Here is a 25,706-nt window from a genome sequence, read left to right on the forward strand (position 1 = left end):
GATGAGCTGGCACAGTGCCGATGACCCAATCCCGGGTGACCACTTCTCCTGTGACGCGATCCAAACCCTGATTGTGCCACGCTCACGCGATCTCGGCTCGTTTGCCGTGCGGCGGGCGCTGCCTTCGACGGAGTGCCGGATGGTCGGCCCCTTCATCTTCTTCGACCAGATGGGGCCGTCCGAATTCCTGCTCGGTCAAGGCATGGACGTGCGTCCCCACCCCCACATCGGCCTCTCGACCGTTACCTACCTGTTCGACGGCGAGATCATGCATCGGGACAGCCTCGGCACAGAGCTGCCCATTCGTCCGGGTGAGCTGAACTGGATGACGGCCGGCCGCGGCATCACGCATTCGGAGCGCACGGGTGCCAACCTCCGGCAGACCGGCTCCAAGCTGTTCGGCATCCAGAGCTGGGTCGCCCTGACCGCTCAGGACGAGGAGAGCCCTCCGGCTTTCGAGCATTACGACGCTTCGGCGCTGCCGGTCCTGACGGGGGAGGGCAAGACCGTGCGGCTGATCGCCGGGGAGGCCTTCGGAGTCCGCTCCCCCGTGCGGACGTCCAGCTCGATGGTCTACGCCGATGTGACGTTGGACGCCGGCGCCGTCCTGCCACTCGACCCGGCCTACGACGAACGGGCGATCTACACGGTGGCCGGTGCGATCGAGATCGCCGGCGACGGGTTCGGACCCGGGCAGCTCCTGGTATTCCGGCCCGGAGACCGCATCAGCGTGCGGGCAACGCAGGCCTCCCGCTTCATGATCCTCGGCGGCGAGCCGATGGACGGCCCGCGCCACCTCTGGTGGAACTTCGTGTCCTCGCGGCCCGAGCGGATCGAGCAGGCCAAGGAGGATTGGCGCCAGGCTCGCTTCGACAGCGTCCCGGGCGATCCCGAGTTCATTCCGCTGCCCAAGGACCCCAAGCCGGTCCGCTATCCCTGAACGCGACCGGACCCGGTCCGGATGCGGGGTGATCCCGCCGCCTGGGCGGACCGGGCCGCATCCTGCCGCTCCACGATACCAACCCGCACGCCGCGCGGCCGCCTCCGCCCCGCCACCATGAGGCTCCGTGAGAGCCATGGCAGTGGAAGCATCCGGCGCCGCGAGCGAACTCGTCCAAGCCGTACCCCTGCGCGCCGTAGGCGTGGCAGCGGTGCCGCTAGTCGAGCGCATTTGTCTAGGCTCAGTCCTCTGCGACCTGGTGGGGAACCGCACAAAGAGGACCTGAACTCCGATGAGGAGCCGTCGATCGCCACCAGTTCCACCGAGTTGGATCGGAACCAGTTTGTCCGCTTCTTCGTCCCAGTCGCTCCGACGTGGACAGGCAGCTGTCGGCCAGCCCCGGCCGCCCAGGTCTGCTCGATCAGACTTCCTGCAACCGAACCGATCCAGAGTCCGATCAGAGGCATGAACTACACTTCGGCGGGACTTGGTCGTACCTGAACGCCTTCGCCCTCTCGCCATCGCTGACGAAAATGGGCCTTTTCTGCATCGCTGGTGTGCACTCACCACGCGAGGCCACCCCCACGTTGGAGGAAAAGTATGGATCCCCTTTAAGGGTGCATCAGCGCAAGCGCACAAGCAGCAAGACCGAGACCTCTCAAACGTGTAGCTCGCCTCATCCTTGGCTTCACTCACAGTTCCGGTTGCGAACACGTCCCTGCTTCAGGGCGTCCCTACAGGAGGCGATCACAACGATCACAAGATCACCGATTGCCGGCAGATAATGATCCCTTCCACCTTGTTCGGCTTCGCCCAGGCAGCACGCGTGCCGATCAGGCGATTCGCTCCGTGTTCACCAGAGTTGCTGCGGATACGCTGATGAAGCCCAGCGGGTGCTGGCGCGGGATGCGGCTGGGTAAAGGGTTTGCACCCTTGGCACAGCCAGGCGTTTCTCAAACAGCCCTAGCCCTCTCTGACGCGTGGTCAATCGCTCTGATCACCGCCTCGGGCGCAAGATGATGGATCATGTGGCCGACCCCCGGAACGGTGATGAACTCGCTACTCGCCACCTCGCGGTGCAGCCGCTCCGACTGACGGGCGACATCCGCGATCTGATCGTCCGCGCCCGTGATGATCACCACCGGCAGCCTCAGCTCGCGGTAGTGTTTCTGAAGCTCGACGGTGACGGGCGTCATCAGGGCCGCGTCCTCGGCAGCCGCACGTAGCTGCGAGGGGCGGAGCATCAGTGCTTTCGGGAACAGCTGGTCGAAGTGCTCTGGCACCTCGGCTGGCGCGAACATGGCCTTTATCACGCCCGGCAGGATCAGCCGTGCGATCACCGGTGACACGGTATAGCGCATCACATCCCCGACCACCGGGATAGCGGGTGGGGAGAACAGGAAGACGTCGGCCCGAAGCGTCGGGAAGTAGTAGCCCGACGCGAGCACGAGACTCCTCACGAGTTGCGGCGCCTGCAGCGCTAGAGCCACTGCAACCAAACTGCCCCAGGAATGTCCGAGCACCACCGCCTGTGACACGCCAAGACGCTCCAGAGCTGCTTGGTAGAGCGTCGCGTGTGCCCGTGGCGTCCAGAGCGCCCTTGGACGCTCACTGTAGCCGTAGCCGGGCCGGTCGATGATGATCACACGGTAGCGCGCGGCGAGTTTGTCGACGATGCCGCTGACCAGGAAGTCCTCGGCCATGGTGCCGTTGCCGTGGATGAGCACCAAGGGCTCACCTTGTCCACGCTCGATGTAGTGCAGGCGCACACCGTTCACGCTCATGAAGTGACCGATGGGTGGGTAGCGGCGCTCCGCCCCACGCGCCTTTGCCGCGGCATAGACGGCCGCGGCTCCCAGGGCGGCTGCCGACCCGATCAGGGCGGGAGCTAACCAGCTCCCGCTGTTACGTCGGGGGCTGACATTATGGGCGCTGTTGTCGTGCATGCATCCTCGCCTGACCAACAAGAGGAAGCCGAGCGCCCGTGGCTTATTCCGCGGACGAAGTGCGGAAGGCCTCGCTAGCGCCTCAGCCGCGAACGGCTGCCGATCCCAAAGAGGGGCTACTGACCTCTGGGGTATACCTCTACGGCCGGCGCTGAACGGACTAAGCTCCTGTCCGCTGAGGCTTGTTCCGATCCGCGGACAGGCGGCATCAGGAGTTCCTCCGCTTGCCTGTACGCCGTCGAGGGCTTGTTTGCCGAGTTCGCGAAGTGCCGCGTGCGACAGGGTGTGTTCGGATCACTGGTCGAGGTTTAGGCGGCCGTCGAACGCTTCATCGCCGAGAACGACGGAATCCGAAGCCATTCGTCTGGGCCGCAGGCCCGGATCGCATCATCCGGGCCGCACAACGCGGGCGCCAAGCGTTAGCCTCGCACCACTCGGGTCCGCGATCGGGGAGAACCAGGGTGCGATCCGCAGACCCACCCACACCTTGTCATTTCGACGCCGAAACACGCAGAACAGCACAACGCGCCCGGCGGCACGGAAAGCCACGACGAGCCATAGGCACTTTGATTAATTTTCCGGCAGTGAATTTACTGACCCGCTCCGTGTCATTAAAACATATCAGCAGTTTATTGACAATAACTGTAGCCTGCAGTGCCCCTCGGATGCTCTCCGAGGGGCCCGCTAGGTCGGCACCGCTTTAGCGCCGGCTGTAGTCTTGCATGCCTCTGATCTCCTTCCGCCGCTCCTCGTAGGAGTTCATGACCGTATCGCTGGCCTTCTTCATCCCATGCTGCCGGTAGTCTTTGGCGGCCTCGCGGCCTTTCTCGTACACCTGCTTTCCGTAATAGGCAGTCATCGCGCCAGCTCCAGCAGCCGTACCGCCGCTGTGCAGCAACGCAGCCGATCCACCGCCGGCGGTGAGCAGGCCCACGCCGACCGCTGCGCCGATCTTGGCTTCCTTCGTACGCGCTGCCTTAGCGACATCATCGGCCAGCGGTTTGAAAACCTTTAGAGGCGTGTTCTCGATGACCTTCCCGGCCTGATGATAATATGTTGAGATCGCCGCACCGACGGGCTTGGCGACCTTCATGTACGTCTTCGGCGCAGCCTTCACGGTCTTAATGGCATCTTGGCCAACGCTTTCAGCGGCGCGACCAAGGCCCTTCGCACCCTTCTCAACGGTCTTGCCGACAGCCTTTGCACTCTTCTCGACCGCCCTGCCAACGGTCTTGGTGGCCTTCTTCGCTTCCTTCACCACGCCCTTCGCGATCTTGACAGGGTTAAGGTCGCTGAATCCGAAAGCGGACGCCGGAGCGGCCGCAGTGAGCGCCAGAGGGACGGCGACGCCCAAGGCGAGGAGGGGACGATGCAGTGTCATGGTGGTTCTCCGCAGTCGCAGCCCTGATTGGCCGCGCGCGAACGAAACCCCCTTTCCCGGTGAGCTTCTGTGACCTCGCTCACGTGCGCAGTACAAGGACAGTGAAGAGTGAAAACCCGCATCCAAGACGCGCCGACGGGTTCTGTAATGAAATCTTATGAATATTGCCCGAAAGAACCGACATCCTATCAATAAACGACTGCGAAGATTTGCGGACCAGCTTGGACCTCACTTCGGGATGAATTTCCGACTTTACGCTCGTATGACTTCGCTTGGTTGCTGTTATCAAGCGCTCCTTGTTCCAGTGAAAGTGGCACAGGTTTCAACGACTGTGGCGTTCAAGCCACTGGCCGCACTGTTGGCGGAGAGGTATGGTCCTTGGAATCATGCTGCCTTGATGCTGAGCTAGCGCGCGGGCCAACGGGTCGGTGACATCGCCGCGCTACGCTGGGTCATCTCCTCGATGACGGCGGCAAGGCAGCCGTCCTGAGGTGCCGCCCGAAGCCGACATGCAGCTTTGCGCCCATCTCGGTCACTCAAAGAGCCTCGTACGCCCCTCCGTAGCGGACGCGCAGTGTTGCAGTTTCGACAGCGGGCCATTCACATGAGGGCAGCTTACAGAGCGTCGCGCAGCATCCCTGCGATTCCGCCTCCGGAAGCACGAAGTGGCCTGACTCATTCTTTGCCGGCCCGGTTGCCCGGGGCGGCGTCTATCGTGCTCCGCGCCCAACCATCTCGATGGGGGCGTGCGGTCCGATGACACTGAGGCCGCACCGTGAGCTAGACCGCAGGTCTCAGCGGCGCAGTCCTTCAGCCTCAGGAAGCCTGTGCAGGCCGGATCCTGACAAGCCCTTCGTCCATATCGGTGCCGACAACTCGCGGCACCGGTACCCCGCGATCTGGTACGCGCGACAGAATGCGATTGCAGGCCCGCGCGAGGATCGCGCCGGAACCGTCCGGCATGGCGGCCGAGATCTCGCGCACCAGCTTGGCGATGATGCGCGTCCGCTCGTCTTCGGGGAGCCGCCTCCCGTCGCGGAACCACTCGCAGGTTGTGGCGACGTTCTCGGCCACGACGTCGGCGAATCGTTCGCCGTTCCTGCCGATCATCATGATCCTCTCCAGAAGGAAACCGCAGCCTTGGTAGGCTTTGACGGCGTCTTGCCTCTGGGGGTAGGCTGGGCGTCACGCTTGGGGAGTGCTTTGTGGCACACGGCGGACGGCCCGATCGGCCGACAGGCCCCGCGTCGGGCGACGCCCTGAAACGGCAGCGCACGGCACCATCGGCATCGCTGACGGCGTCGACATAATCCTGCCGCCCAGGACTGTCCGTGAATCCCTGAGCGATCCGGGTCATGATCCTCACCGCCTGAGCGCCGGCCGCGTCCAGATCGGGGAGTTCGTAGCCTTCCCTGTCACGGACCACCTCCGCGCTGTCGTGAACGTCGATGAAAAAGCGGGGCATGAAGCGGCGGCTCGGCGAGAGTGGGGCAGTCCTCACGCGACGCAGTTTGCGCGCCGTGAAGCGTATCCCTTTTCGGCATGCGCGCCGGGACACCGTTCCTGATGGTGCCGCAACGGCTAACCTGTTTAGTCTAGAGACACTCCAAACTATCGCGCGACGCTTAGCTTGTGACAACGCTGCAGTGTGCAGAAATCGACAGAAATGGCGGTTGAGACTGTCGCCGCCTACGTCTCGAACAACCCGGTTCCGGCAGCCGAGCTGCCGGCGCTGATCGCAAAAGTTCACGAGACCGTCGTTGGACTGAGCACAGGCGCAGCCGCCTTTGTGGCCGACACCGACGGCTTTGAGCAGCTAAGCACGACCCAGATCCGCAAGTCGGTCCGGCACGACGGGATCGTCAGCTTCATCGACGGCAAGACCTACAAGACTCTCAAGCGCCACCTGACCAGCCACGGGCTCGACCCGCGCAGCTACCGCGAGCGCTACGGCCTGCCGGCCGATTACCCGATGGTGGCACCGGGCTATGCCGAGCGCCGCTCTGCGCTCGCTAAGGCAATCGGCCTCGGGTCAGCAGGCGGGCGCACCAATCGGGGCAAGACCAGGAAGGCCGCTAGGCACGGCTGATCCCTGGTCAGGCGCAGCGGGGGCTGCCGTCAGCGCTACGCCAACCCTGAAACGGCAGCAGCTGTGCCCCGCCGACGGCCACCTCAAGGCGTACCGGGCGACTGAAGGTGTCGGCACAGCGCAGCCGGATGATGTGAGCGGTTCGTGTCTCCACCGCAGTGATCTCGGTCGATTTCTTGGACCGGCGCTTGGCGGCCCCTATCCAGCGCACGACCCGGTGTTCGCGTCTGCGGCGTGAAGCGGGCGGTTGCTCAGACTTGGACCCGCGCCGGGTCGAGCGGCTGTCGTCGCGTTTGGCTGGAGACATGAGGCGAAGCTCCCCCATCAAGTCCCGGGAACGCCTTCGATCGCGTTGCGCAAGCTGGGCCGCATCCCCCGTTCAGGGGACCCGGAGGACGCAGGCGCCTGTCAAATTGCTGATCCTCTTCCGGCGCGGTCGCGGCTCGCGATCAGCGCCTCCGGAAGTCGCTTCCCGGCTTCATGGCCCGCTCGACGGCCTCCATCGCGCTCTCAAAGGCTTTGGCCTCACTGCGGTAGGGGCGGTCAGAGCGCTCGATCAACTTGCCGCTCCGGCGGATTGCCCACTGGAAGTGGCCCTCCGGCTTGGTGAGAGGCGAGACCTCGATGGAGTAGGGGTGCGGGACGTCGTCGGCCATCGGCATGCTATGCCAGACCACACCGGATGACGCCACAGCTGAGGCGGCGTCATCATTCTCTGGGTAGGCCTGCTACGCTTTAGACCGCCTTCAGGTTGGCGGCACTCTCCTTGCCGCTGCGCCGGTCAGCCTCGACGTCGTAGGAGATCTTCTGCCCTTCGATGAGGTTGCGCATTCCGGCGCGCTCGACAGCGGAGATGTGCACGAACACGTCCTTGCCGCCGTCGTCGGGCTGGATGAAGCCGTAGCCCTTAGTCTCATTGAACCATTTCACGGTGCCGGTAGCCATAGCGGTAACCCTGGTCGTCGGCTCGCCAACGCGGCGTGCCGTGAGGTCCGAACCGGCCGTGTCGGCCGGCCGTTCCATGCATTTTCCAGACCGGATCATGCTCAGCGGGGTATCGCACAAACCTTGACAGCGCTTCCCGTGTTCGTCCGGCTGCCCCATCGTCCCGGCTTTCTTTGGACTCATCGAGGCGCACGATGCCCGCATCTGCGGATCGCATGTCTCAAGCCTCGGCAGGCGCGCCCGCATCGTCCTGCTTTCGGCCGAACGCCTGTCCGTCCTCGAGGTCGCCCGCCAGGCCAGCGCCAGCCGACCCGCCGTCTGGCGCCGGCAGCAGCGCTTCGCCGCGGCGGGTGTCGACGGCTTGCGGCACGACAAGACCCGCACGGCAAGCCGCCCCATTCCATCGGCACCGTTGCGGAGGTGCTGGCCCTCACCTGTTCCGAACCGCCCGGCAGGTCACCCACTGGACCGATCGTGCCGTCGCTGCCGCGACCGGGATCTTACTGCGCTCGGTCCAGCGCATCTGGCAGGAACACCGCTTGCAGCCGCACCGGGCGCCTGCCTTCAAGCGCTCCGCTGCTCCTGTCCTCGCCGAAGAGGCCGAGGATATCGTCGGCCTCCCCGTGGACCCGCCCTGCCATGCGGTGGTGCTGTCCGTGGGCGAGAAGAGCCAGATCCACGCTCTTGAGCGCACCCGGCCCGACCGCTCGCTCGCACCAGGACGGCCACGCGCACCCACGACCATGTCCGTCATGGCGCCACGACGCTGTTTGCCGCGCTGAACGTGCTGGAGGGGACCCTGATCCCTTCATCTGGACCAAGCCCGCCGCTGCCATCCTAAACAGCCAGGCTGCACCATCCGTCTGAGTCAGTGCACGAGGCCTCGGCGAGGTCCTGCGCGCCTTGCGCAGAGACGAACTTTCGACGGGCCGCGTCATGCAGCGCCGTGTCCCTGGCGCATGCGGAGGTTCTGATTCAGATGCCGCTGACTGTGTCCGTCGAGCGTTACGTCGCCAAGCTGTGTGAGGAAGCCGGCCGCAACGATCAGGGCCATCAGTTGGATAACGACCGCGCGCCTATGGCTGACGAGATGGCCGCGACGGACCAATTCAGTCAAAGCGGCAAGCGTGGCGCACTTCTGAGTGAATGCGAGCACCCCGAACCTCAGTGGAAGTTCGCTGCAGCACATGAGGCCGTCGACGCCCGTCGAGGCGCGCTTGCGCACGGTTTGGGGCCATATGTAGCGACATTGCGCTACGCCTTTGCGATTGGGCTGATATGCATCCCAAGGAGCTCGTAACCTCCATGAATGCACGTGATCTCCATGAGTGCAGATGTGTATCAGATCATCGCGATGATCGGTGATACTGCCCGCGAACCGCAGGTCAGGATGATACGGGACGGCGACGTGCAGGTGCAGGCGCTCGTTGATCCGCATCTCATGGAGAAGCTGCTGCTCGTGTTTGGCGGCGGGGTAACCAGTGAGGCGACCCGAATCGACAACTTGCCGGAGTTGCAGGGGGCGTTCGGCCGGCGAATGCCGCAGCTCAGGTGAGTGGCGGACACCCGCTATAGCTCCGCTTCAGATCCAGCGAAGTGCTTGACGATGAGGGGACTGGGGAAGCCGATGCTTCCGGATTCTGCCCGAAGTATCTGCAGCGGGGTTCGACGTATAACATTCAGTTGGGGTGCCTGTCCGTAACAGTTGTCGTGATTTCAGGTATCAATTTCTCAATTTAAGAAAAGGCTGTACTGACTTTCGCTCGCAAGACCCCGTGTATCCGGTGCGGGCCTCATGGTGACCTGCCGCTGAAGCGTCAAAGCCGCCGATAGAACCGGTTCGATACAGACCCGGCAGGGTCGTAGCGCGCCGGCAGATCCCTCCGGGACTTACCTGTGCGCAGTCCTGGTAGATCATCATAATTATCCCGATCCGAACCCATCAATGCGAGGTTGAATCGTGAACAATTATTGGATATCGATTCATTAAATCGGTCTGGTTTCTGCTATAAGTGATAAATAAGAAATCGAGTAAGTTTTCCATATGACTCAGGCGGTCGAATGTTCTGAGGCGCTGTATGTCAGTAAGAGAATGGATAAAATGCGGAGATTCGATTGGCTTGAAAACAGAGATCACGTCTGTTTATTTCGGCGGTCACTACGGAACTATCCACCGACCCAAGGCCAAGCCCAGATCCGGGCTCGCGGTCGTCATTGTCCCGCCTATCGGCCGAGAAGCGAGCTGCGCCTGTAGGGCGCTCTTCGAATGGGCAGAAGCCCTGGCCGCGTATGGACTTCAGGTACTGCGCTACGATCCTCTTGGCGAGGGGGACTCGATCGGTACAGCACCCGATGTCGAACAATGGTCCTGTTGGGTCGATGGGCTGAGACAAGCCGCAGAAATCGCGAGACACGAGACGGGGGCACGATCGCTAGTGCTCGCGGGAATGCGGATCGGCGCGTCGCTGGCTCTCGCGGCGGACAAGATCGTGAAGCCAGATGGCTCGATCCTGTTCGCGCCGATCATGGAGGGTCAATCCTGGCTGAATGAGCTGAGACTGTCGGCCGCGCTGCAGGGCCAACTGGTGCGAGGCGACGGCATATGCATTGACGGGGTCACGCTTAATCCATCGACCGTGAGGCGCCTCTCAAGGCTGGAGCTATCGAAGCTTCGAGCCACGAGCCGTAATACTCTCCTGGTCGGATCCTACAGCGAAGAGCAGGTGTCTGGCCTCCGAGGCGGCGCTCTGCAAGCAATCCCCTTCGACGGGTACAGGAAGTTTTTCAGCGACCCGCATCTCAATGAAACGCCGCACGGCGTCTTTCGGGCCGCGACGACGTGGCTGAGGGAGCTTGCCAGCGCGACCCCGCCCGCCGCCGCGGCCGCTAGAACGTCGGACGTCCGCCTGCTCCAGGCCGAGTGGAGCGAGGAGCCGGTCACCTTTGGCGCGGGCCTGCGCGGCGTGCTGACCCGTCCGCGACACCCGAGCGGTTCGCAAGCGGTGATCTTCGGCAACACCGGTGGCGATCCGCGGGCCTCGTGCGGAGGATTTACGACGCTCGCCTGCCGCGCCCTGGCGAGCCGCGGGATAGCGGCCCTGCGCTTCGACTTCCGCAGCCTCGGCGAGAGCGGGCCGGTCGGGAGCGCGCGGATCCACGTGTACGAAGCCTGCCATGTGGAGGAGTACCGCGCTGCAGCGGGCCTGCTCGCGCAGTACGATCTCACGGACATCACCCTGGTCGGGGTCTGTACGGGCGGCTACCACGCGCTGCGCGCCGTGCTCGCCGTGGACGAGTTCCGCCACGCGATTGCGATCAACTCCTGGCTGGTCTGGCGTCCCGGTACGCCCCTCGGCTTTCGCGCCGTTCGGAGGAGGGGCATCCTCCACACTCCAAGGTGGGCGGACAGGTGGGCGAGGCGCATCAAACGCCTGCTTCAAGGCGAAATTGATTTCAGGTCGAGAGCATCCGAAATATTAGTCCGAACTAAGCGGGTATGGAGAAGTTTTTTTGAAGACGCCGCGAGCCGTTCCGTGCGCCTGGATCTCGAACGAGCATCGAAGCGCGGCAAGACGTTTGATCTTCTGGTGTGGGACCAGGATCAGGTTGCGGATGATATGCGGGCCGATTTCGGGACAAAATTTCAAAGATTGTCGACAATAAATGGGGTCAATATAAGACTCATCTCCAATATTGACCACCCGATCCGTACGCCTCAGAGCAAGCAGATTGTCCTTTCTGAGCTGTTCATGATGCTGGGAGCCGAAGAAGCATCAGATAAAGGCAGGAGCGCTCGCGGCAGCGCTGTCTGTCCGCGCCAAAAGATCGATCAGAGGAATTTTTGATATTGAGACTGCGTCCCGTCGATAGGGTGAGCCGCTTCCAGGGGAGCCCGATCAGAGGCGGCGCACGGAAATGGCCGGACAAACTGCATAGATTACAACCCGAAATCACAGCGTATAGACAAGCCGAATCAGGCCAGGGAAATGGCCGCGATAATAGGCGGCGTCGAATCGGCTGTGCTCGTGGAAGCCGAACTTCAAAAGTGCCTTCAGGACCGCATCATTGCCGATCATGGCTGCGTGTCCGAGCGTTCGGTATCCGCATTGCTGAGCGCGCTCAGAGTGAGCGGAAAGGAGATGGCGGTAGAGACCACGCCCCCGTGCATCGGCGCGGAGCGCCGCATATTCCAGCACATATTCTCCCGGCTGAGCCAGTTGCGGCGCATTCCCAAACAGACCAAAGACACCCACATACCGCCTCCAGAATTTTGAAGCGGTATCATTCGACCAGCCCAGATAGGCCGCCACTGCCCTCAAACCTTCCGGTGTCAGGGGGCGTAGATCAGCGCGATCCGAGGTGAAGCCTCCCACCGCCCCGATAGGCCCCCGCTCGTGATCCTGTAGTACGAGGAACGAATCCAATTGACCCCAATTGCTGGCGGCGGAAGCGAGCAGGGCTTTGTTGAAGTCTACGGGATCGGTCCCCGTTCCCTCGAGCACCGAGTCGAACAGGCCTCGGCCGGGTCCAGGCACCGTAGCCGCATGCATGACGTCGGCCAGAAAGCCGATGTCGCCGTCACAAGCGGGTCGGACGATAAGTCCTTGCACGCGCAGTGTCCTCCTATCGCGAATAGGGCCCCAACAGCCCGCGACGCCGTGCGCGCTCGCGAGGAGCGGGCCCAGCGGCCGTAGAGTAGAGACGGATCCGGCTTGTGAGGCGCGCGAAGCGGAACAGGCCGCGTCCCCGCCGAAGCCAAGTTTGTTCGCCGAAGCCGGTCATCGATCCGAGCTGGCCACGCGCGCTGCGAGGAGTGTCACAGCTCCTCATCGATGTAGCGCTCCACACCGACATTCGCCGCCGTCAGGCGGTAATTCGAAATCATAACGCGCGCGCTCATGGCGTCGCGTATCGGCTCTGACAAGCTTAAAGGACCAGCTTCGGCATAGCCGCTTATGCCGACCAGTCCCATCGCTCCGTTGGCGATTTGCGAGAGAAGCTCCGAGCAGACGACCTTCAGGCGTTTGATGCGAGCGCTATACTTGAGGTTAAGTCCGCTCCCGGAGCACGGCTCTTGAGCGGCGTCGAAATCCGCAACGGCGTCGCGGATCAGGGCGTTCATTGTATGGTGCTGATCGACGAGCCGGCTGAAGTCATGCCGCATGGCTTCGCTCCCCGGTACGTCACCCGAAATCTTCTTGAAAACAGCAAGTCGGGCAATATCCAGCAAGCGAGCGGCAATTCCGCTCCAGAGCGCCGCCCAGAAAATATGGCACGCCGGCGTCATTGTCGCGCGGGCGATCTTGGGATAGGCCTCTTCGAAGATGGCATCGCTCCCAAAATGCGCCAGCATATCATATGGACGATTCACGATACCTTTCATCCCGGCAAATCCGGCCTGAGATCCGGGAGAGAACTCTATCGATTCCGTCGGTAAGGCGATCAGGACTTGTTCGTCCTTTGAGTCGTCCATCCGGCGCATTGCCGTGATGAGCACGGCTCCGGCCTGATCAAGGTAAGAAATATTCGGGCTCCGCTTGAACAGCCTGAGATCATCTTCTCCTTCGCACTCGATCGTACAAATCGAGCTGAAGATGTCGCCGCCGACGCCGATTTCCGACGTTCCGCTGGCGACAAGACTCTGGTCCTCGACCATCGCTGTAAGAAGACGCGAGAAATGAGAATTTTTCTTGCCATGGCGGATCAGCGTCAGGGCCTGTGACAGGTGCATCGCGTAGATCAAGCCGGCAGATCCCGAGAGCCGCCCCACGTGGAAATTGACGCGCGCGCAGTCACGGACGGATAGGCCTAAGCCACCGATTTCTGTGCTGGCCGGCGCCCAGATCAACCGGTCCCGTCGAAGCTGCGCTAGGAGCGCGTCTACGTAGGTCTTCTCATCACATCGACCCCGTTCAACGCCGACGCGCACGCCCAGCGTTCGTGCCAGTTCGACAGGGTTACGCGTTTCTGATGAGATCATCACGTCCTCTTGCAGCAGAATACCGCCCTTCCGACCCTCACGAACCGTGGCGTTTCGCCAGCAACTCGCTCACTGCACTGTAGTTCGTCTTTCCGTTAGGTGTGAGGGGCATGGACGAGACGGCCTGGAAGAGCCGCGGCTGCATAAATGCAGACATGTTCTGCCGCACGTACAGCTTCAATTGTTCCAACGCCTCGGGATTATCCGACGTAGGGACGACTGCGGCCGCGACCATCTGGCCGATGATGACGTGGGGAATGCCAACCACGGCCACGTCACGAACGAGTCCCGACGACCGAATAAGCCCCTCGACTTCATCCGGACTGATACGGACGCCCATCGATTTGATGAGCCGATCGCGTCGGCCCTTGATCATCAGGAACCCGTCAGTGTCTTTCCAGCCGAGATCGCCGGTGAAGACGACCGGTTCGGCTTCGTTGGTGCCCGCCGGCCTCAACGGATCCGGGCGTCGGGTCTTCAGCGTCGCCTCCGGCGCCCGCCAGTAGCCGAGGAAGACGCCGACGCCGCGGTGGACGATCTCGCCTACCTCGCCAGCCTCCGCCTCAGTGCCATCGTCGCGCATGATGGAGAGAGAGACGCCGGGATAGGCGAATCCCACGGATTCAGGGCGCTCGATCGCGAGCGAGACCGGAAGGCCCGCACTGCGGTAAGTCTCCGTCATTCCATAGTTCAGCGAGATGTCGCAGTGCTCAAATAATTTTAGCATCTCCTCGAACACGACTCTGGGGATGCTCCCTCCGGTGTTCGTTACGAGGCGAAGCGAACTCAGGTCGGTGACACGTATCGGCGATATTCCGCGCAGAAGCAGTGCGAAGATCGATGGAAGCCCAGCGAACACCGTCGGGCGATGCATCTCGATCGCCTCGCAGAGCGAGAAGGGGTTGCGCGCTGCCGGCAGGACCTGCGGGATTCCGAGCAGCACCGTGGACAGCAGCTGACCGTAGCCATAGTCGAACGACCACGGTATCGGGCATAGGATCCGATCCTGCAGTCCTAGTCCGAGATGTCCTGCGACCATCCGGCACCCAGCCAGGAGGTTTCCATGCGACTGCACGACGCCTTTCGGGGCGCCGGTCGACCCGGACGTGAAGAAGATTGAGGCCGGATCGCGCGCGGTCGCCCCTCGCGCGGTGAGAGGGTCGACGGGGCGGCCGCGGGGCTGCGGGGGCAGGAGGATGCGGCACTTCAAGGCCGTGGCGGCCGCGTCGGTGGTCTCTTGACTGACAAGCGCCAGAATCGGTTCTGTCACCGTTTCGGCGTGCACGAGGTGGTTTATCGGCGCCTCGTCATTCACAAGGGCCACGATCGCGCCGACAAGCCAGCTCGCGAGGAGGGACGCGGCGAGCGCGGGAGAGTTCGGCGCCCAAATCAGGCAACGGTCACCCGGTGCGACGCCATGACGGATCAGCTCGTACGCGATCTGCACGGCATGATCGCGAAGCTCGGCGAACGTGACGCGCTGCTCCCCCTGGGCGATTGCAACGACATCGGGACGCTGCCGCGCAACATCCTCGAAGACCTGCCAGAGAGTCCGCTCCATGATGGTTTCACTCCGGGGCGCGGAGCGGGCGAGGTCTGCTCCCCGGATCTTCCGAGACTTCAATCGCTTGGCCGCCGGAGATCATCACCTCAGCTGGTTCAGGATGACTGATGAAGCGTGTCGGACTGGCAGTGAGGCCGTATGCACCCGAATTTTCGACGGCGAGGATGTCCCCGACCCGGGTCTCGGGTAGGTGGATTCCCGACGCGAGGACATCAATGCTGGTGCAGAGCGGCCCCACGAGCGTGTATTTTTGCTTCTCACCACCTGCATTCGACACATTCTTGATCCGCCAGTTTCGCCGGATCACAGTTCCCATCATTCCGCAGGCTGCAAGATGGTTGTTGAAGCCGGCGTCGCACAATCGAAATTCGGTGCCGCGGCTTAGCTTCTCGCTGACCACCGACGTCAGCAGCCATCCCGCTGGAGCGACGATCCAGCGACCGAGTTCCAGCAGGCATTCGACGCCCCTGAAACGTGCCTCCTCCCGCAAAGCGCTGACCTTCGGCACGATCCCCGCTGCCAATGCAGGAAGGTTCAAGGGCGCGTCGTTTTCGCCGTACGGGACGCCGAAGCCCGCACCGAAAATCAGCTTGCGCATCGGTTGCTCTGTCGCCTCGGCCGCACGCCGGAACAGATCGATGCAGATCGAGAAATTGTCCTCCAGCGCTTCAATGTCCAGACTATTCGTACCCGTGTAGGCGTGAAACCCCGCGAGCTCGAGGTGCGGCAGGTCGGCCACGTGCCTTATCGCTTCGCCAAGGACCTCCTCGTCGATGCCGAATTGCGATGCGCGGCCAGAAAAGCTCACGCCGTATTTTTTGGGTCCATTGGTGGGATTGATACGGATCAACACGCGCTGTATTACATTCTTGCCGGCCGCAATCTCGTTGACCGCGTCGGCCTCGGCGACCGATTCCAGCACGATCTCCCCGATCCGATCGGCCACCGCGCCGGCCAATTCAAATTTTCGCTTAGCCGGCCCTGAGAACGTGATCCGACTGGCGGCGCATCCGATGGAGCGGGCGCGGACGACCTCTTGATAGGAGGATGCATCGAAGGTCTGGACGTGAGACGCCATGCGGCGCAACAATTCCAAGTTCGGATTGGCCTTTATGGCGTAGCTGATTCCGAACTGCCCCTGAAATAACGATCGGAGCTCGCCAATTCGCGAGACGATCGCATCCATGTCGTACACGTAGACTGGAGTTCCGAATTCCGCCGCGGTCGCGAGCAGGTCATCGTACATGTCGAGCATGGATCCACATTTCTCGATCAAAAGGACTATGTTTCACCCGCGTTCCAAACCGGGGCGGGGGACTCTCGGACGGAAATCACAGGCGATTGGACGCGTTTCGAATCCGCGGCGTGTCCTGCCGTTCCACCGGTCTTGCTCACGCGGTCGGTTGCCTCGTCAGCGTTCGTTCGCTCGCCCTGAACATCTCGGATGCGCAAGACCTTAACGAGTTCAGTCAGTACGCCTCTCTTGCTCTCATCAGAGCGCATTGAGTGGTCAATATTTGGGATTAGGCCGATATTCAAACCTTTGATATGGGCGAGCCGACGGAAATTTCGGCCGAAATCGGCTTTTAGATCATCCGCCACCTGGTCTTGATCCCAGATCAGAAGGTCAAACGTCTTCCCGCGCTTCGACGCCCGCTCGAGATCCAGCCGCACGGCTCGGCACACAGCGTCCTCGAAGTAGATCTTCTGTATCTGCTTGAGTCGATATAGAATGCCGGACAGCTTTGCCGAAAGATCGAATTCTCCTCGAGCCAGGCGTCTGATCCGATCCCCCCACTTCTTGGAGTGCAGGACGTCTCTCATCCGAACGGCGCGAAAGCCGAGGGGCGTACCGGGACGCCAGACCAGCCAGGAGTTGATCGCAATCGCGTGGCGGAACTCGTCCACGGCGAGCACGGCGCGCAGCGCGTGGTAGCCGCCCGTACAGACCCCGACCAGGGTGATGTCCGTGAGATCGTACTGCGCGAGCAGGCCCGCTGCAGCGCGGTACTCCTCCACATGGCAGGCTTCGTACACGTGGATCCGCGCGCTCCCGACCGGCCCGCTCTCGCCGAGGCTGCGGAAGTCGAAGCGCAGGGCCGCTATCCCGCGGCTCGCCAGGGCGCGGCAGGCGAGCGTCGTAAATCCTCCGCACGAGGCCCGCGGATCGCCACCGGTGTTGCCGAAGATCACCGCTTGCGAACCGCTCGGGTGTCGCGGACGGGTCAGCACGCCGCGCAGGCCCGCGCCAAAGGTGACCGGCTCCTCGCTCCACTCGGCCTGGAGCAGGCGCGTGGCGGGGGGCCTCTCGGGGGCGGCAGCAGACTTCGTGTCAGCCGCAGCGGAGGGACTCGTGCGACCAAGGTCCTCCAGCCATGACGTCGCGGCGCCGAGGACAATATGCGGATTCTCGTTCAGATGCGGGTCTCTGAAGAGCTTGCTGTATCCATCGAACGGCATTGACCGGATCGTGCTTTCGCAAAAGCCGGACAGCTGCTTTCTACTGTATGTGCCGGCCAGGAACACGTTGCGACCCGTCGGTTGAAGCCCCGTAAGGTCGAGGCTCGACAGCCTGTGCACCGTGGACGCGCTGAGCCTCACGCCGTCGATGCATATCCCGTCCGATTGGACTGGCTGACCTTGTAGCTCGGCGGAAAGCCTCAGCTCCCGCAACCAACTTCTTCCATCCATGATCGGGGCGAACAGGATCAGTGCATCGGGCCTCACGGACGCGTCGGCTGCGAGAGCGAGCGATGCGCCGATCCGCATACCTGCGAGGACCAGGGATCGTGCCCCTGTCTCGCGGCGAGCGACCGCGGCCGCCTGTTCCAGTCCGTTGAGCCAACAGGTCCATTGCTCGGTATCGGGTGCGACCCCCAGCGAGTCTCCCTCTCCGAGAGGATCGTACCGCAAGACCCGGATACCGCGTGCGGCCAGTGTTTCCGCCCATTCGAAGAACGGCCGGTAGACGCAGGTTGCCTCTCTGCCGATCGGCGGGACGACAACAACCGTCAGGCCGGATTCGGGTAAATTTTTGGGCCGGTGAATGGTCCCATAATGGCCGCCGAAATAAATTGCGTCAAATTCCGATTGCTGACGAGGCAGAATTTCGGATTCGTCGGGAACATCTTCCAGCATCTTTCCACTCAGGGCAGTCACCCAGCTTCAAAGATGGCTTACGTCCCGGGAGTAACTCGACGCAGCCATCGGAATATTATCTATTTCGTTTTGCTGCTGATATACGATATGATGCGCTCGACGGAGTCAAAATTATCAAGATTTATTTCTTCCGGCAAAATCATTATGTTGGACCTGTTTTCAATTTCCGACATAAGGGCGATGAGGGAGAAGCTATCAATGATACCGCTGGCGAATAATGATGTAGACCGATTTATACTCGGCTCACGCACCGCCAGATCCTCCTTCAGGAACCGTATAACCTCTGCCTCAGTCATTATCCGCAAGCCCACCTTCCATGATGCGAACCGGAACCATGCAGTTTCAGCGCCGACCGGACCGCTCTGATATTTGATCACCTCAGCATGCCGGACCACTAAAGAGGTTCGGACGCCCGTAAAATGTACCTAGCCATTTGCATCCATCATATCAGCAGTGAATAGTGATTTATTTATGATGGCGCAAGCATGGATGACCCCCTGTGCCCGACAGACAGATGAAAATGGCGGATGTGGTTATACTGCTATCGGTGATTGTTGGGCGATTTGATGTCGCGGCCTCGAACCGGAAACCAGGGGGGATACCCGCGTACGGACCGCAGAGCAGATCGGGGCAGATCCCTCCGCAATGGCCATCGAATGTGCCGATCTGGGGGCGTTACCTGATCAGCCTCCATGCGGTGGGGGCTGATCATCTAGAGTATGGCGCGACGCAACTTCATGGTCGAGCGTGGCCTCGATTGGGTGGCGAATGTCCTGCACTCCGGATGATCGGGCAATGAATTCCGTCTGAAGGTATGGCGGAGGCAGGGGCTTCCCGGCTCGACGAGGTCGAGGCTGCGTTGTTGTGCCTTGGCGAGACGTGGCGGCCCGAGCCGCTCGCGCCGGCCGCGCGTTCCGCAGCCGCACGAGAAGGCGGAACGCGCTGGCTGAACCCGAGCACGTTGAACGCAAAGGTCCGCAAGTGGCGCACCGTCGGACAAGTGACATGCGGACTGCTGGCCTCAAGTGGTCCTGTGAGCCGCAGCCGATCAAGTCCGTGTGGAAGGGGGCTGCACCGGAAAGGGGGAGCGGGCCGGATGTGGATCTCGGCCATAGCAACCTCAGCCCGGCGAATGGTGCGGGGAAGCGGCTCATCTCCGCTGCGAGCTGCTCGCACTGGCGTAACACCTCGGAGGTCGCCCCCGGGACCTGACTGGCTGCCGCTCCGGTTCCCTCCGTCGCGCTCGCAACGTGGGTGGTGGTCGTGGTCACCCCGCTGATACCCATCGCTGCGTGGCAGACGTTACGCACGATCTCCTGTGGGGCCGCGCCCTCGCGTCACTTGACCTGGGCCGGGTTGAACGCGCGCTTCGGCTTGCTCGGTTATCCTCTAGACGGCGCGTGCGACACCACGGCTCAGAAAGCCCACCGGCTTAGGCGTACGAGGCAGATAGTACTCCTCCAGTTCGGCAAGCGAATAGCCTCCTGCTCGGAAGGCGGCGGCGACCGGACGGTTCAGATTGCAGCCGACCGCCAGCGGCCGCCAGAGCGGGTTCAGCCGATGCTGCCAGCGAGCGACCTTCGCGTCGTTTGACAGCCCGTGCTCCAGGAACAGCGCTTGGCCGCCAGGACGGAGAACGCGGCGCACTTCCGACAGGCACCTCATAGGATCCTGCACGGAACAGAGCGTGTAGGTGATCACTGCCGTGTCGACGGAGGCGTCCTCCAGCGGCAGGCTCTCCGCCGGCACACACCGAATTTCGACGGGAATCTTGGCCGCTCGTCGTTGCGCCGCGCCGAGCTTCAGGAACGGCTCGTTCGGATCGACGCCGATCACGCGCGAGACCCGGGCAGGATTATAGAAGGGCAGGTTCAGGCCGGGGCCGAAGCCGATCTCGAGCACCGTGCCCGTTGCACGCGGCACGATCTTCTCGCGCTCGGCGGCAATGTTAGCCATTGCGCAGACACAACGCACGAAACGGGGACCGATGTGCCGCTCGTAGAAGCCCATCTGCTCCTCCTGCGGTCGCGGCTGCGCGTGACGGTCGTATCAGCGCAAACAGAGGCTTTGTCACGGACGCATATCACAGATCACCGTCCGATGGCGGTGGTCCGTCCAGCAAAACCGCCGAGCACACTCCCGCAGTCCGCGAACGTGCACTGTATCGGAGCTGGAGCATGGACGCTGCCGGGCGTTCCAAGAGGCTTTGGCCGTGTGGGCTGCTGCTCAGCAAGCTCGGGCCACGGCAGCCGAGACCAAGAGAGGACGATCCCTCAGCAGGCCAAGGTTGGACGCCCCGCGAGTCCGAGGACATGCCCGCTGGAGCATCGGGCGCTGGTGCCACACGCCGTTCGTCGACCTTGAGACCGCACCGATGGAGGCGCTCCTTGAACTTCCGGTCCGGGACAGAACCAGTCGTCCCGTCCAGTCCGCTCTCGATTTGTTACCCGGGGGAAAGCCTCCGTCGGGCGCACGATCAGGATCGCCAGTCGCTCGGTGACAGGCCGGAAAACTTCTTGAACGCGCGACTGAACGCGGCCTCGGACTCATAGCCGACTTCTTGAGCCACAGCGGCGACTTTGGCATCCCGCTCAGTCAGGTGCTTGGCGGCAAGCTGCATCCGCCAGCGGGTGAGATACTGGATGGGCGGGTAGCCCGTCATGCGCGTGAACCTGTCAGCGAGCGCCGAACGCGACGCGCCGCATCCCGCAGCAAGCTCGTCGAGTCTCCAGGACCGGGCCGGTTCAGCGTGCAACAGGGAGAGGGCACGCCCGACCAGGGGATCGCGGAGCGCAGACAACCAACTGGCCGCCTCTGGATCGAGCGAATCCATGTAGGTTCGGACCGCCTCAACCAGCATAAGCTCGGACAGCTTGTTGAGGACGCTTTGCGCGCCCGCGCGCCGGTCTCTGGCTTCTTCCGAAACCAGAAGGAGAAATTGGCTCAGTAGGCCGTTGGTCGCCGGGGATGTCTCGCGCCCCAGACGCATGAACCGCGGCAGGGCCTGGAACAGAGGATTGAACGGCCGTACGTCGCAGGTGAAGAAGCCACAGATCAGGTGCGCATCGCTCCCACCGTCGGGTCCGGTCTTCAGCCTGAAGGGCAGATGGCTGTCATCGTTCGGCCGGCGGTGGACATCCAAATTCGGCTCGGCGCGCAGGCCCGGTGTGCTGGAGACGACGTGCGGCTCGCCGTGCGGAAGAATGGCGATGTCACCTTCATGCAGCCGAACTGGCGAAAACGGCGCACCATCGACAATGGATATCCAACAGGATCCGCGAGCAAGCACATGATACTCGATCGCGTGCTGGGCCCCGGGATAGATAGCATCTGCGATCTGTGCAGACGGGGGGGCCTCCGCGACCCAGGGGGCCGCTGCTGCAACGTCAAAGAAGACCGAGCTGGTCAACCGAACTGCCGATAGGACCTCCGAAAGGACGTCGGCCGTCATGGCCATCAGCCTCTCACCGCCTCGCAACCCGAGATGGCCGCCGCTCGGAAACGACGCCTCGAATCGGACTTCCGGCAGACCTTAATCGCTTTGGACGCCTGAGCAAGAACTCCGGTAGCGCAGTCATTCGATCCGCTCTTCAGCGGCAGTAGTGGATAGTGCGCCGCGACATGGAGCCCTGTCGTGTTCGCGGCAAGTCGCTACTCATCGACGTCGGAGGTAACATGACTGTCGTCATCGACTGCCGCCCCCCCGCGAGCGTCCCGGATCTGAACGGGATCAAGATCAAGCAGCAACTGGCTTGGTCGTCGGGAGATTACGCCGTCGTCGGCACAACGCTTCAGATCGTCGGCGAGCAACTCGCAGAGGCGATGGATCTGCGGGCTGGTCAGGCGGTGCTCGATATCGCTGCCGGCAACGGCAACTTTACGCTGGCTGCCGCTCGGCGCTGGTGCGACGTGACATCGACGGACTACGTTGAAGGCCTCTTGGACCATGGACGGCTGCGAGCCGAAGCCGAGGGCCTCGCGGTGAAATTTCAGAAGGCCGACGCCGAGGAACTCCCGTTCGCCGATGAGGCGTTCGATGCGGTCGCGTCCACCTTCGGTGCCATGTTCAGTCCCGACCAGAGCCGTACGGCCAACGAAATGTTGCGGGTGTGCCGGTCGGGAGGGCGCATCGGGCTCGCGAATTGGACGCCTGACGGCTTCATCGGCGAAATGTTTAAGATCATCGGCAGCTATCGTCCGCCGCCCGCCGGCCTCAAATCTCCGGCATTGTGGGGCACCCGAGAGTGGATCGAGAAAGCTTTCGGAGCCCAAGCGTCTACGCTGATCGCGCAGTCCCGCCATTTTGTGTTCCGCTATCGCTCAGCGCAGCACTTCTTGGATGTTTTCCGCACCTATTACGGTCCCATGCTCAAGACCTTCGAGGCACTCGACGCCACAAGCCAGGAAGCACTGGCGCAAGACATCGTCGAACTCGTCGGGCGCTTCAACCGATCGGGTGATGCATCGGTCGTCGTACCCAGCGCCTATCTGGAGGTCATCGTCACGCGGCAGTGAGCGCCGCGCGGATCACAGCGGTGGCCGGTTCAGTCGGCCACCGCAGGACCGCCCGACGGCGAAACGCGCTTCGGTCCAGAGATCAGCAATTTCTGAATCGTCTTCGACCTTCAGGTCGTGCCGAGGGGGACGTCGTGGAAGCCGGCCATCTGCAGCCCAGACCCGTATCCGCTCCCGATCATGGGGCTGCCCTTTGCGGTGCACGAAGCCGGCCCGCAGGATGTCTGCCCCGGTCCGCGCTTTCCGCGGTGAGGCGCCGGGCGATGCCGGCACCCGAACAGACCGCGCTCCGGTGGGTTGACCGCACGCCAGCCCCGGGTCCCACCTGGACCAGAGGGGCGCGGCAAGGCCCTTCATTCCCAAAGCACCCTACGAGCGAAGATGGCAGAGTTCCGAACAGCCCTGGTCGCGGGCGCAAGCGGCATCATCGGCAAGGGGTTGATGCAGGAACTCGCGGCCGCGGGAGGTTGGCACGCGCGGGCCCTCTCGCGTCGGCCGCACGGATCGGGCGAGGCCATCGCGACGGATCTGACGGATCCTGAAGCGACTCGAGCCGCGCTCGTCCAGGCTCGCGACACCACGCATCTGTTTTACGCCGCTCTCGCGCCGCAGCCGAGCCTCGCCGAAGAGGACCGGGTGAACGGCGCGATGCTGCGCAACCTCCTCGACGGGCTTGAGGCCGTCGGCGCGCCGCTGGAGCGCGTGGTGCTGTATCAGGGCGCGAAGGTCTACGGTGTCCATCTCGGGCCGGTTCCAGCCCCGTTCTACGAGGATGAGAACCCGCGCCACATCGGGCCGAACTTCTACTTCACGCAGGAGGACGAGTTGCGGGCGCGCGCGGATCGCGGGGGTGCGGCTTGGTCGATCCTGCGTCCGGATGTGGTGGTCGGCGACGCAGCCGGTAACGCCATGAACATCGCCATGGTGATCGGCGCCTACGCGGCCCTGTGCCGGGCGGAAGGGGCGGCGTTCCGCTTTCCGGGGCCGGCGCACGTCTACGAGGGGGTGTTTGCCCAGGTGACAGACTCCCGCGCCCTCGGCCGGGCGAGCCTCTGGGCCGCGACGTCCGACGCCGCGCGCGGCGAGGCCTTCAACTACGTGCACGAGCCTTTCCGGTGGCGGCGTGTCTGGGAGAAGCTTGCCGCAGCGCTCGATCTGCCGCTGGGGCCACCGGTTCCGATGCGCCTGGCCACCCACATGGCGGACAAGGGGGCGGTATGGAAGCGACTGGTCTTCGAGCAGGGCTTGAGCGACATGCCCTACGAGAGGGCGGTCGGATGGGGCTTCGGCGACTTCGTGTTCCACAGCGACTTCGACCTCGTCTCCGACATGGGCAAGATCCGGCGCGCTGGGTTCGGAGAGAGCGTCGACAGCGTCGAAGCCTTGGTGGCCGCCATTCGACGCCTGCAAGAGGCGAGGGTGCTGCCGCGCTAGGGCCGCCGGCAGGGGACGGAGATCTCCCTCGACCGGCCCATCGCGACCACGGCCAATGCGCGAGGAGGCGATGCCCTCCCTCTTCACCGGCGCTCGGCCGAGATCTGGACCCAAGATCCCAACATGCAGAACTTCACGAGTGGCGGGCGGCGGATCGGCGTGGAATGGTTTGCAGCCTTCGGCGGCTCTGCCGGGAAGATGGAGGAAGGCGCCATCGGGCCTGCCCTCCTGCTGCTGCACGGTGCGGACGGCCTGACCTCTGCCGATGGCTACCGGCTGGCCGCTCGCACACTGGCCGCTTCGGGCTACCACGTGGCTTTCGTGCACTACCTCGATCGGACCGGCGATCAGCGCGTTGCCTACGCACGCCTGCGGCAGGACTTTCCAGTCTGGACGGAAACGGTGCGCGATGCCGTCGCTTGGCTCGCGAACCGGCCGGGCACCGACGCGCAGAGGCTCGGCATCGTCGGGATCTCCCTGGGCGCAGCGCTGGCCTTCGCGGCAGCCGCGACCGAGCCGCGGGTGCGCGCGATCATCGACTATTTTGGCCCCCTGCCGGACGAGCTCGCGCGAGTGCGCCCGCGCCTGCCCCCGACACTGATCCTGCACGGCGGCGCAGATCCCATCGTGCCGGTCTCGCAGGCACGGGCCTTGGAGCGACTCCTCCTCGAGCAGGGCACGGCGCACGAGATCAGGATCTACGAGGGCCAGGGCCACGGGCTCACGGGATCTGCGCAACTCGATGCAGCCGCGCGCGTGACGCGCTTCCTCAAGCGGCACCTCCCACACTCGGCGGCGTGAGCGCGTAGCCCACCCAGGATGAGGCGGACTTCGGGACGGTGCCCCTTGTTCAAACCCGCCGCCTGCCGCCGCACCCGATCAGGATCGTATCGCTGAGGCAACCACGCTGGCTCACCGCCCATCGGCCCTTGACCTTCCAACGGTGGGAAGCCCCATCTGGTCGGGACGCCAGCCAAAGGGAGTGCGTCATGCATCGCTTCAAGGTCGACAAGATGGGGTGCGGCGGCTGCGCCAAGTCCGTGACCCGGGCCGTCCGGGCCATCGAGCCGAATGCCAGCGTCGAGGTCGACCTCGGGGCCAAGCTCGTCACCGTGTCCGGCGCTGTGGGGCCGTCCGAGCGGATTGCCCGAGCCATCGGCGACGCCGGCTACCCGGTGCGCGCCGTTCCATGACCTGTCGGGCAGGCTTCCGCGCCGGCCCGGAATTTGGCATCTTGGCGTCGTGAACTTCTGGCTCGCCCTCCGGCGACTGTTGCCGCTGCTGGCGGTTCTCAGTCTCGCCCTGACGCCGGCGGCCGCTCCCGCGGCCACCACGGGCATGCACGCCTCGATGGCCCACGGCCATCACGCGGCGGCCCTGGGCGACCACCGCAGCCCCGGGATGGACCATGCCCATGTGGGGCATCACGACGCTGCGGCCGCCGACATGACCGGCATGGACATGGACGACATGCCGTGTTGCCCGAAGGCCGAGACCGCCAAGCCGGACTGCGCCAAGGGCTGCCCGCTGATGGCCCTGTGCTTGGCGAGCGTGGCCTCTTTGCTGCCGGCCGCGATCCCGGTCCCAGTGCCCGCCGCGCGGCGCGTGAGCGTTGCCTGGCCGGATCCCGCGACCTTTGCCAGCGTCCACGGGGCGCCGTTACCCGAGCCTCCCCGAGCCTGAACCCGATGCTGCCGGCGCGCGCGCCGGCCCGGTGACGCGCCCTCGCGCGTCGCCTTCCCTCGCGTTCAGG

General features: G+C 63.5%; 23 protein-coding genes and 2 pseudogenes. 10 read left to right on the forward strand and 15 right to left on the reverse strand.

The window, feature by feature from the left end; translation table 11 throughout:
- The first annotated feature begins 1 nt into the window (after position 1).
- Positions 2–940, forward strand: coding sequence for a pirin family protein (locus tag ACYCO6_RS34505; RefSeq protein WP_459767898.1), 939 nt, complete (start codon positions 2–4; stop codon positions 938–940).
- A gap of 953 nt (positions 941–1,893) precedes the next feature.
- On the opposite strand, the gene ACYCO6_RS34510 is transcribed toward ACYCO6_RS34505, so the two are convergent.
- From ACYCO6_RS34510 to ACYCO6_RS34525, 4 genes and pseudogenes are all read right to left on the reverse strand, one after another.
- Entirely contained in the window at positions 1,894–2,886 is a 993-nt protein-coding gene (locus ACYCO6_RS34510) for an alpha/beta fold hydrolase (RefSeq protein ID WP_459767900.1), read from the reverse strand.
- A 700-nt stretch (positions 2,887–3,586) separates the two neighbouring features.
- Positions 3,587–4,267: a hypothetical protein gene (locus tag ACYCO6_RS34515; protein WP_459767902.1), complete on the reverse strand. Its 681-nt coding sequence runs from the start codon at positions 4,265–4,267 to the stop codon at positions 3,587–3,589.
- Positions 4,268–5,083: 816 nt separating this feature from the next.
- A complete protein-coding gene (locus ACYCO6_RS34520) occupies positions 5,084–5,380 on the reverse strand; it encodes a hypothetical protein (protein ID WP_459773893.1) in 297 nt (98 codons plus the stop codon).
- Between the two features lie 160 nt (positions 5,381–5,540).
- A pseudogene (locus ACYCO6_RS34525) lies at positions 5,541–5,732 on the reverse strand (DUF6894 family protein); the annotation flags it as partial.
- Between the two features lie 201 nt (positions 5,733–5,933).
- Here ACYCO6_RS34525 and ACYCO6_RS34530 point away from each other — a divergent pair.
- Entirely contained in the window at positions 5,934–6,356 is a 423-nt protein-coding gene (locus ACYCO6_RS34530; protein WP_459767905.1) for a Ros/MucR family transcriptional regulator, read from the forward strand.
- Positions 6,357–6,805: 449 nt separating this feature from the next.
- Here ACYCO6_RS34530 and ACYCO6_RS34535 read toward each other — a convergent pair whose 3' ends face one another.
- On the reverse strand, positions 6,806–7,012 hold the full coding sequence (locus ACYCO6_RS34535) for a hypothetical protein (protein WP_459767907.1): 207 nt from the start codon (positions 7,010–7,012) through the stop codon (positions 6,806–6,808).
- A 79-nt stretch (positions 7,013–7,091) separates the two neighbouring features.
- Positions 7,092–7,301 (reverse strand): cold-shock protein, encoded by a 210-nt coding sequence (locus ACYCO6_RS34540; protein WP_459769078.1) that lies wholly within the window; start codon positions 7,299–7,301, stop codon positions 7,092–7,094.
- Positions 7,302–7,539: 238 nt separating this feature from the next.
- Here ACYCO6_RS34540 and ACYCO6_RS34545 point away from each other — a divergent pair.
- Positions 7,540–8,106: pseudogene (locus ACYCO6_RS34545) on the forward strand (transposase); the annotation flags it as partial.
- 129 nt (positions 8,107–8,235) lie between these two features.
- On the opposite strand, the gene ACYCO6_RS34550 reads toward ACYCO6_RS34545, so the two are convergent.
- Positions 8,236–8,526: a hypothetical protein gene (locus ACYCO6_RS34550; RefSeq protein WP_459767909.1), complete on the reverse strand. Its 291-nt coding sequence runs from the start codon at positions 8,524–8,526 to the stop codon at positions 8,236–8,238.
- Positions 8,527–8,625: 99 nt separating this feature from the next.
- On the opposite strand from ACYCO6_RS34550, the gene ACYCO6_RS34555 reads away from it, so the two are divergent.
- Complete coding sequence (locus ACYCO6_RS34555) at positions 8,626–8,856, forward strand: hypothetical protein (protein ID WP_459767911.1); 231 nt, start codon at positions 8,626–8,628, stop codon at positions 8,854–8,856.
- Between the two features lie 565 nt (positions 8,857–9,421).
- Positions 9,422–11,146 (forward strand): alpha/beta hydrolase family protein, encoded by a 1,725-nt coding sequence (locus ACYCO6_RS34560; RefSeq protein ID WP_459767913.1) that lies wholly within the window; start codon positions 9,422–9,424, stop codon positions 11,144–11,146.
- A gap of 105 nt (positions 11,147–11,251) precedes the next feature.
- Here the strand turns inward: ACYCO6_RS34560 and ACYCO6_RS34565 are convergent, their stop codons facing one another.
- From ACYCO6_RS34565 to ACYCO6_RS34600, 8 genes are all read right to left on the reverse strand, one after another.
- Complete coding sequence (locus ACYCO6_RS34565; protein ID WP_459767915.1) at positions 11,252–11,911, reverse strand: GNAT family N-acetyltransferase; 660 nt, start codon at positions 11,909–11,911, stop codon at positions 11,252–11,254.
- A gap of 206 nt (positions 11,912–12,117) precedes the next feature.
- Positions 12,118–13,281 carry an acyl-CoA dehydrogenase family protein gene (locus ACYCO6_RS34570; protein WP_459767917.1) on the reverse strand — a complete coding sequence of 388 codons (1,164 nt, stop codon included), beginning with the start codon at positions 13,279–13,281 and terminating at the stop codon, positions 12,118–12,120.
- A 37-nt stretch (positions 13,282–13,318) separates the two neighbouring features.
- The gene (locus ACYCO6_RS34575; protein ID WP_459767920.1) at positions 13,319–14,842 is read right to left on the reverse strand and encodes a class I adenylate-forming enzyme family protein; all 1,524 of its coding nucleotides are present in this window, start codon (positions 14,840–14,842) and stop codon (positions 13,319–13,321) included.
- A 7-nt stretch (positions 14,843–14,849) separates the two neighbouring features.
- A complete protein-coding gene (locus ACYCO6_RS34580) occupies positions 14,850–16,100 on the reverse strand; it encodes a type III PLP-dependent enzyme domain-containing protein (protein WP_459767922.1) in 1,251 nt (416 codons plus the stop codon).
- Positions 16,101–16,126: 26 nt separating this feature from the next.
- Positions 16,127–17,983, reverse strand: a complete 1,857-nt coding sequence (locus ACYCO6_RS34585) for an alpha/beta fold hydrolase (protein WP_459767924.1) — start codon at positions 17,981–17,983, stop codon at positions 16,127–16,129.
- An 80-nt stretch (positions 17,984–18,063) separates the two neighbouring features.
- Positions 18,064–18,381, reverse strand: coding sequence for an acyl carrier protein (locus ACYCO6_RS34590; protein ID WP_459767926.1), 318 nt, complete (start codon positions 18,379–18,381; stop codon positions 18,064–18,066).
- A gap of 1,012 nt (positions 18,382–19,393) precedes the next feature.
- Positions 19,394–20,014: a class I SAM-dependent methyltransferase gene (locus ACYCO6_RS34595; protein WP_459767928.1), complete on the reverse strand. Its 621-nt coding sequence runs from the start codon at positions 20,012–20,014 to the stop codon at positions 19,394–19,396.
- 466 nt (positions 20,015–20,480) lie between these two features.
- Complete coding sequence (locus ACYCO6_RS34600) at positions 20,481–21,455, reverse strand: AraC family transcriptional regulator (protein ID WP_459773863.1); 975 nt, start codon at positions 21,453–21,455, stop codon at positions 20,481–20,483.
- A 224-nt stretch (positions 21,456–21,679) separates the two neighbouring features.
- Between ACYCO6_RS34600 and ACYCO6_RS34605 the strand changes: the two genes are divergently transcribed.
- From ACYCO6_RS34605 to ACYCO6_RS34625, 5 genes are all read left to right on the forward strand, one after another.
- On the forward strand, positions 21,680–22,519 hold the full coding sequence (locus tag ACYCO6_RS34605) for a class I SAM-dependent methyltransferase (protein WP_459767930.1): 840 nt from the start codon (positions 21,680–21,682) through the stop codon (positions 22,517–22,519).
- Positions 22,520–22,900: 381 nt separating this feature from the next.
- Positions 22,901–23,953 (forward strand): SDR family oxidoreductase, encoded by a 1,053-nt coding sequence (locus ACYCO6_RS34610; protein ID WP_459767932.1) that lies wholly within the window; start codon positions 22,901–22,903, stop codon positions 23,951–23,953.
- A gap of 123 nt (positions 23,954–24,076) precedes the next feature.
- The gene (locus tag ACYCO6_RS34615; protein WP_459767934.1) at positions 24,077–24,754 is read left to right on the forward strand and encodes a dienelactone hydrolase family protein; all 678 of its coding nucleotides are present in this window, start codon (positions 24,077–24,079) and stop codon (positions 24,752–24,754) included.
- A 188-nt stretch (positions 24,755–24,942) separates the two neighbouring features.
- Positions 24,943–25,146, forward strand: coding sequence for a heavy-metal-associated domain-containing protein (locus ACYCO6_RS34620; protein WP_459767936.1), 204 nt, complete (start codon positions 24,943–24,945; stop codon positions 25,144–25,146).
- A 49-nt stretch (positions 25,147–25,195) separates the two neighbouring features.
- A complete protein-coding gene (locus ACYCO6_RS34625; protein ID WP_459767939.1) occupies positions 25,196–25,636 on the forward strand; it encodes a hypothetical protein in 441 nt (146 codons plus the stop codon).
- Positions 25,637–25,706: the final 70 nt, after the last annotated feature.

The organism is Methylobacterium sp. CM6257 (genome assembly GCF_054611515.1).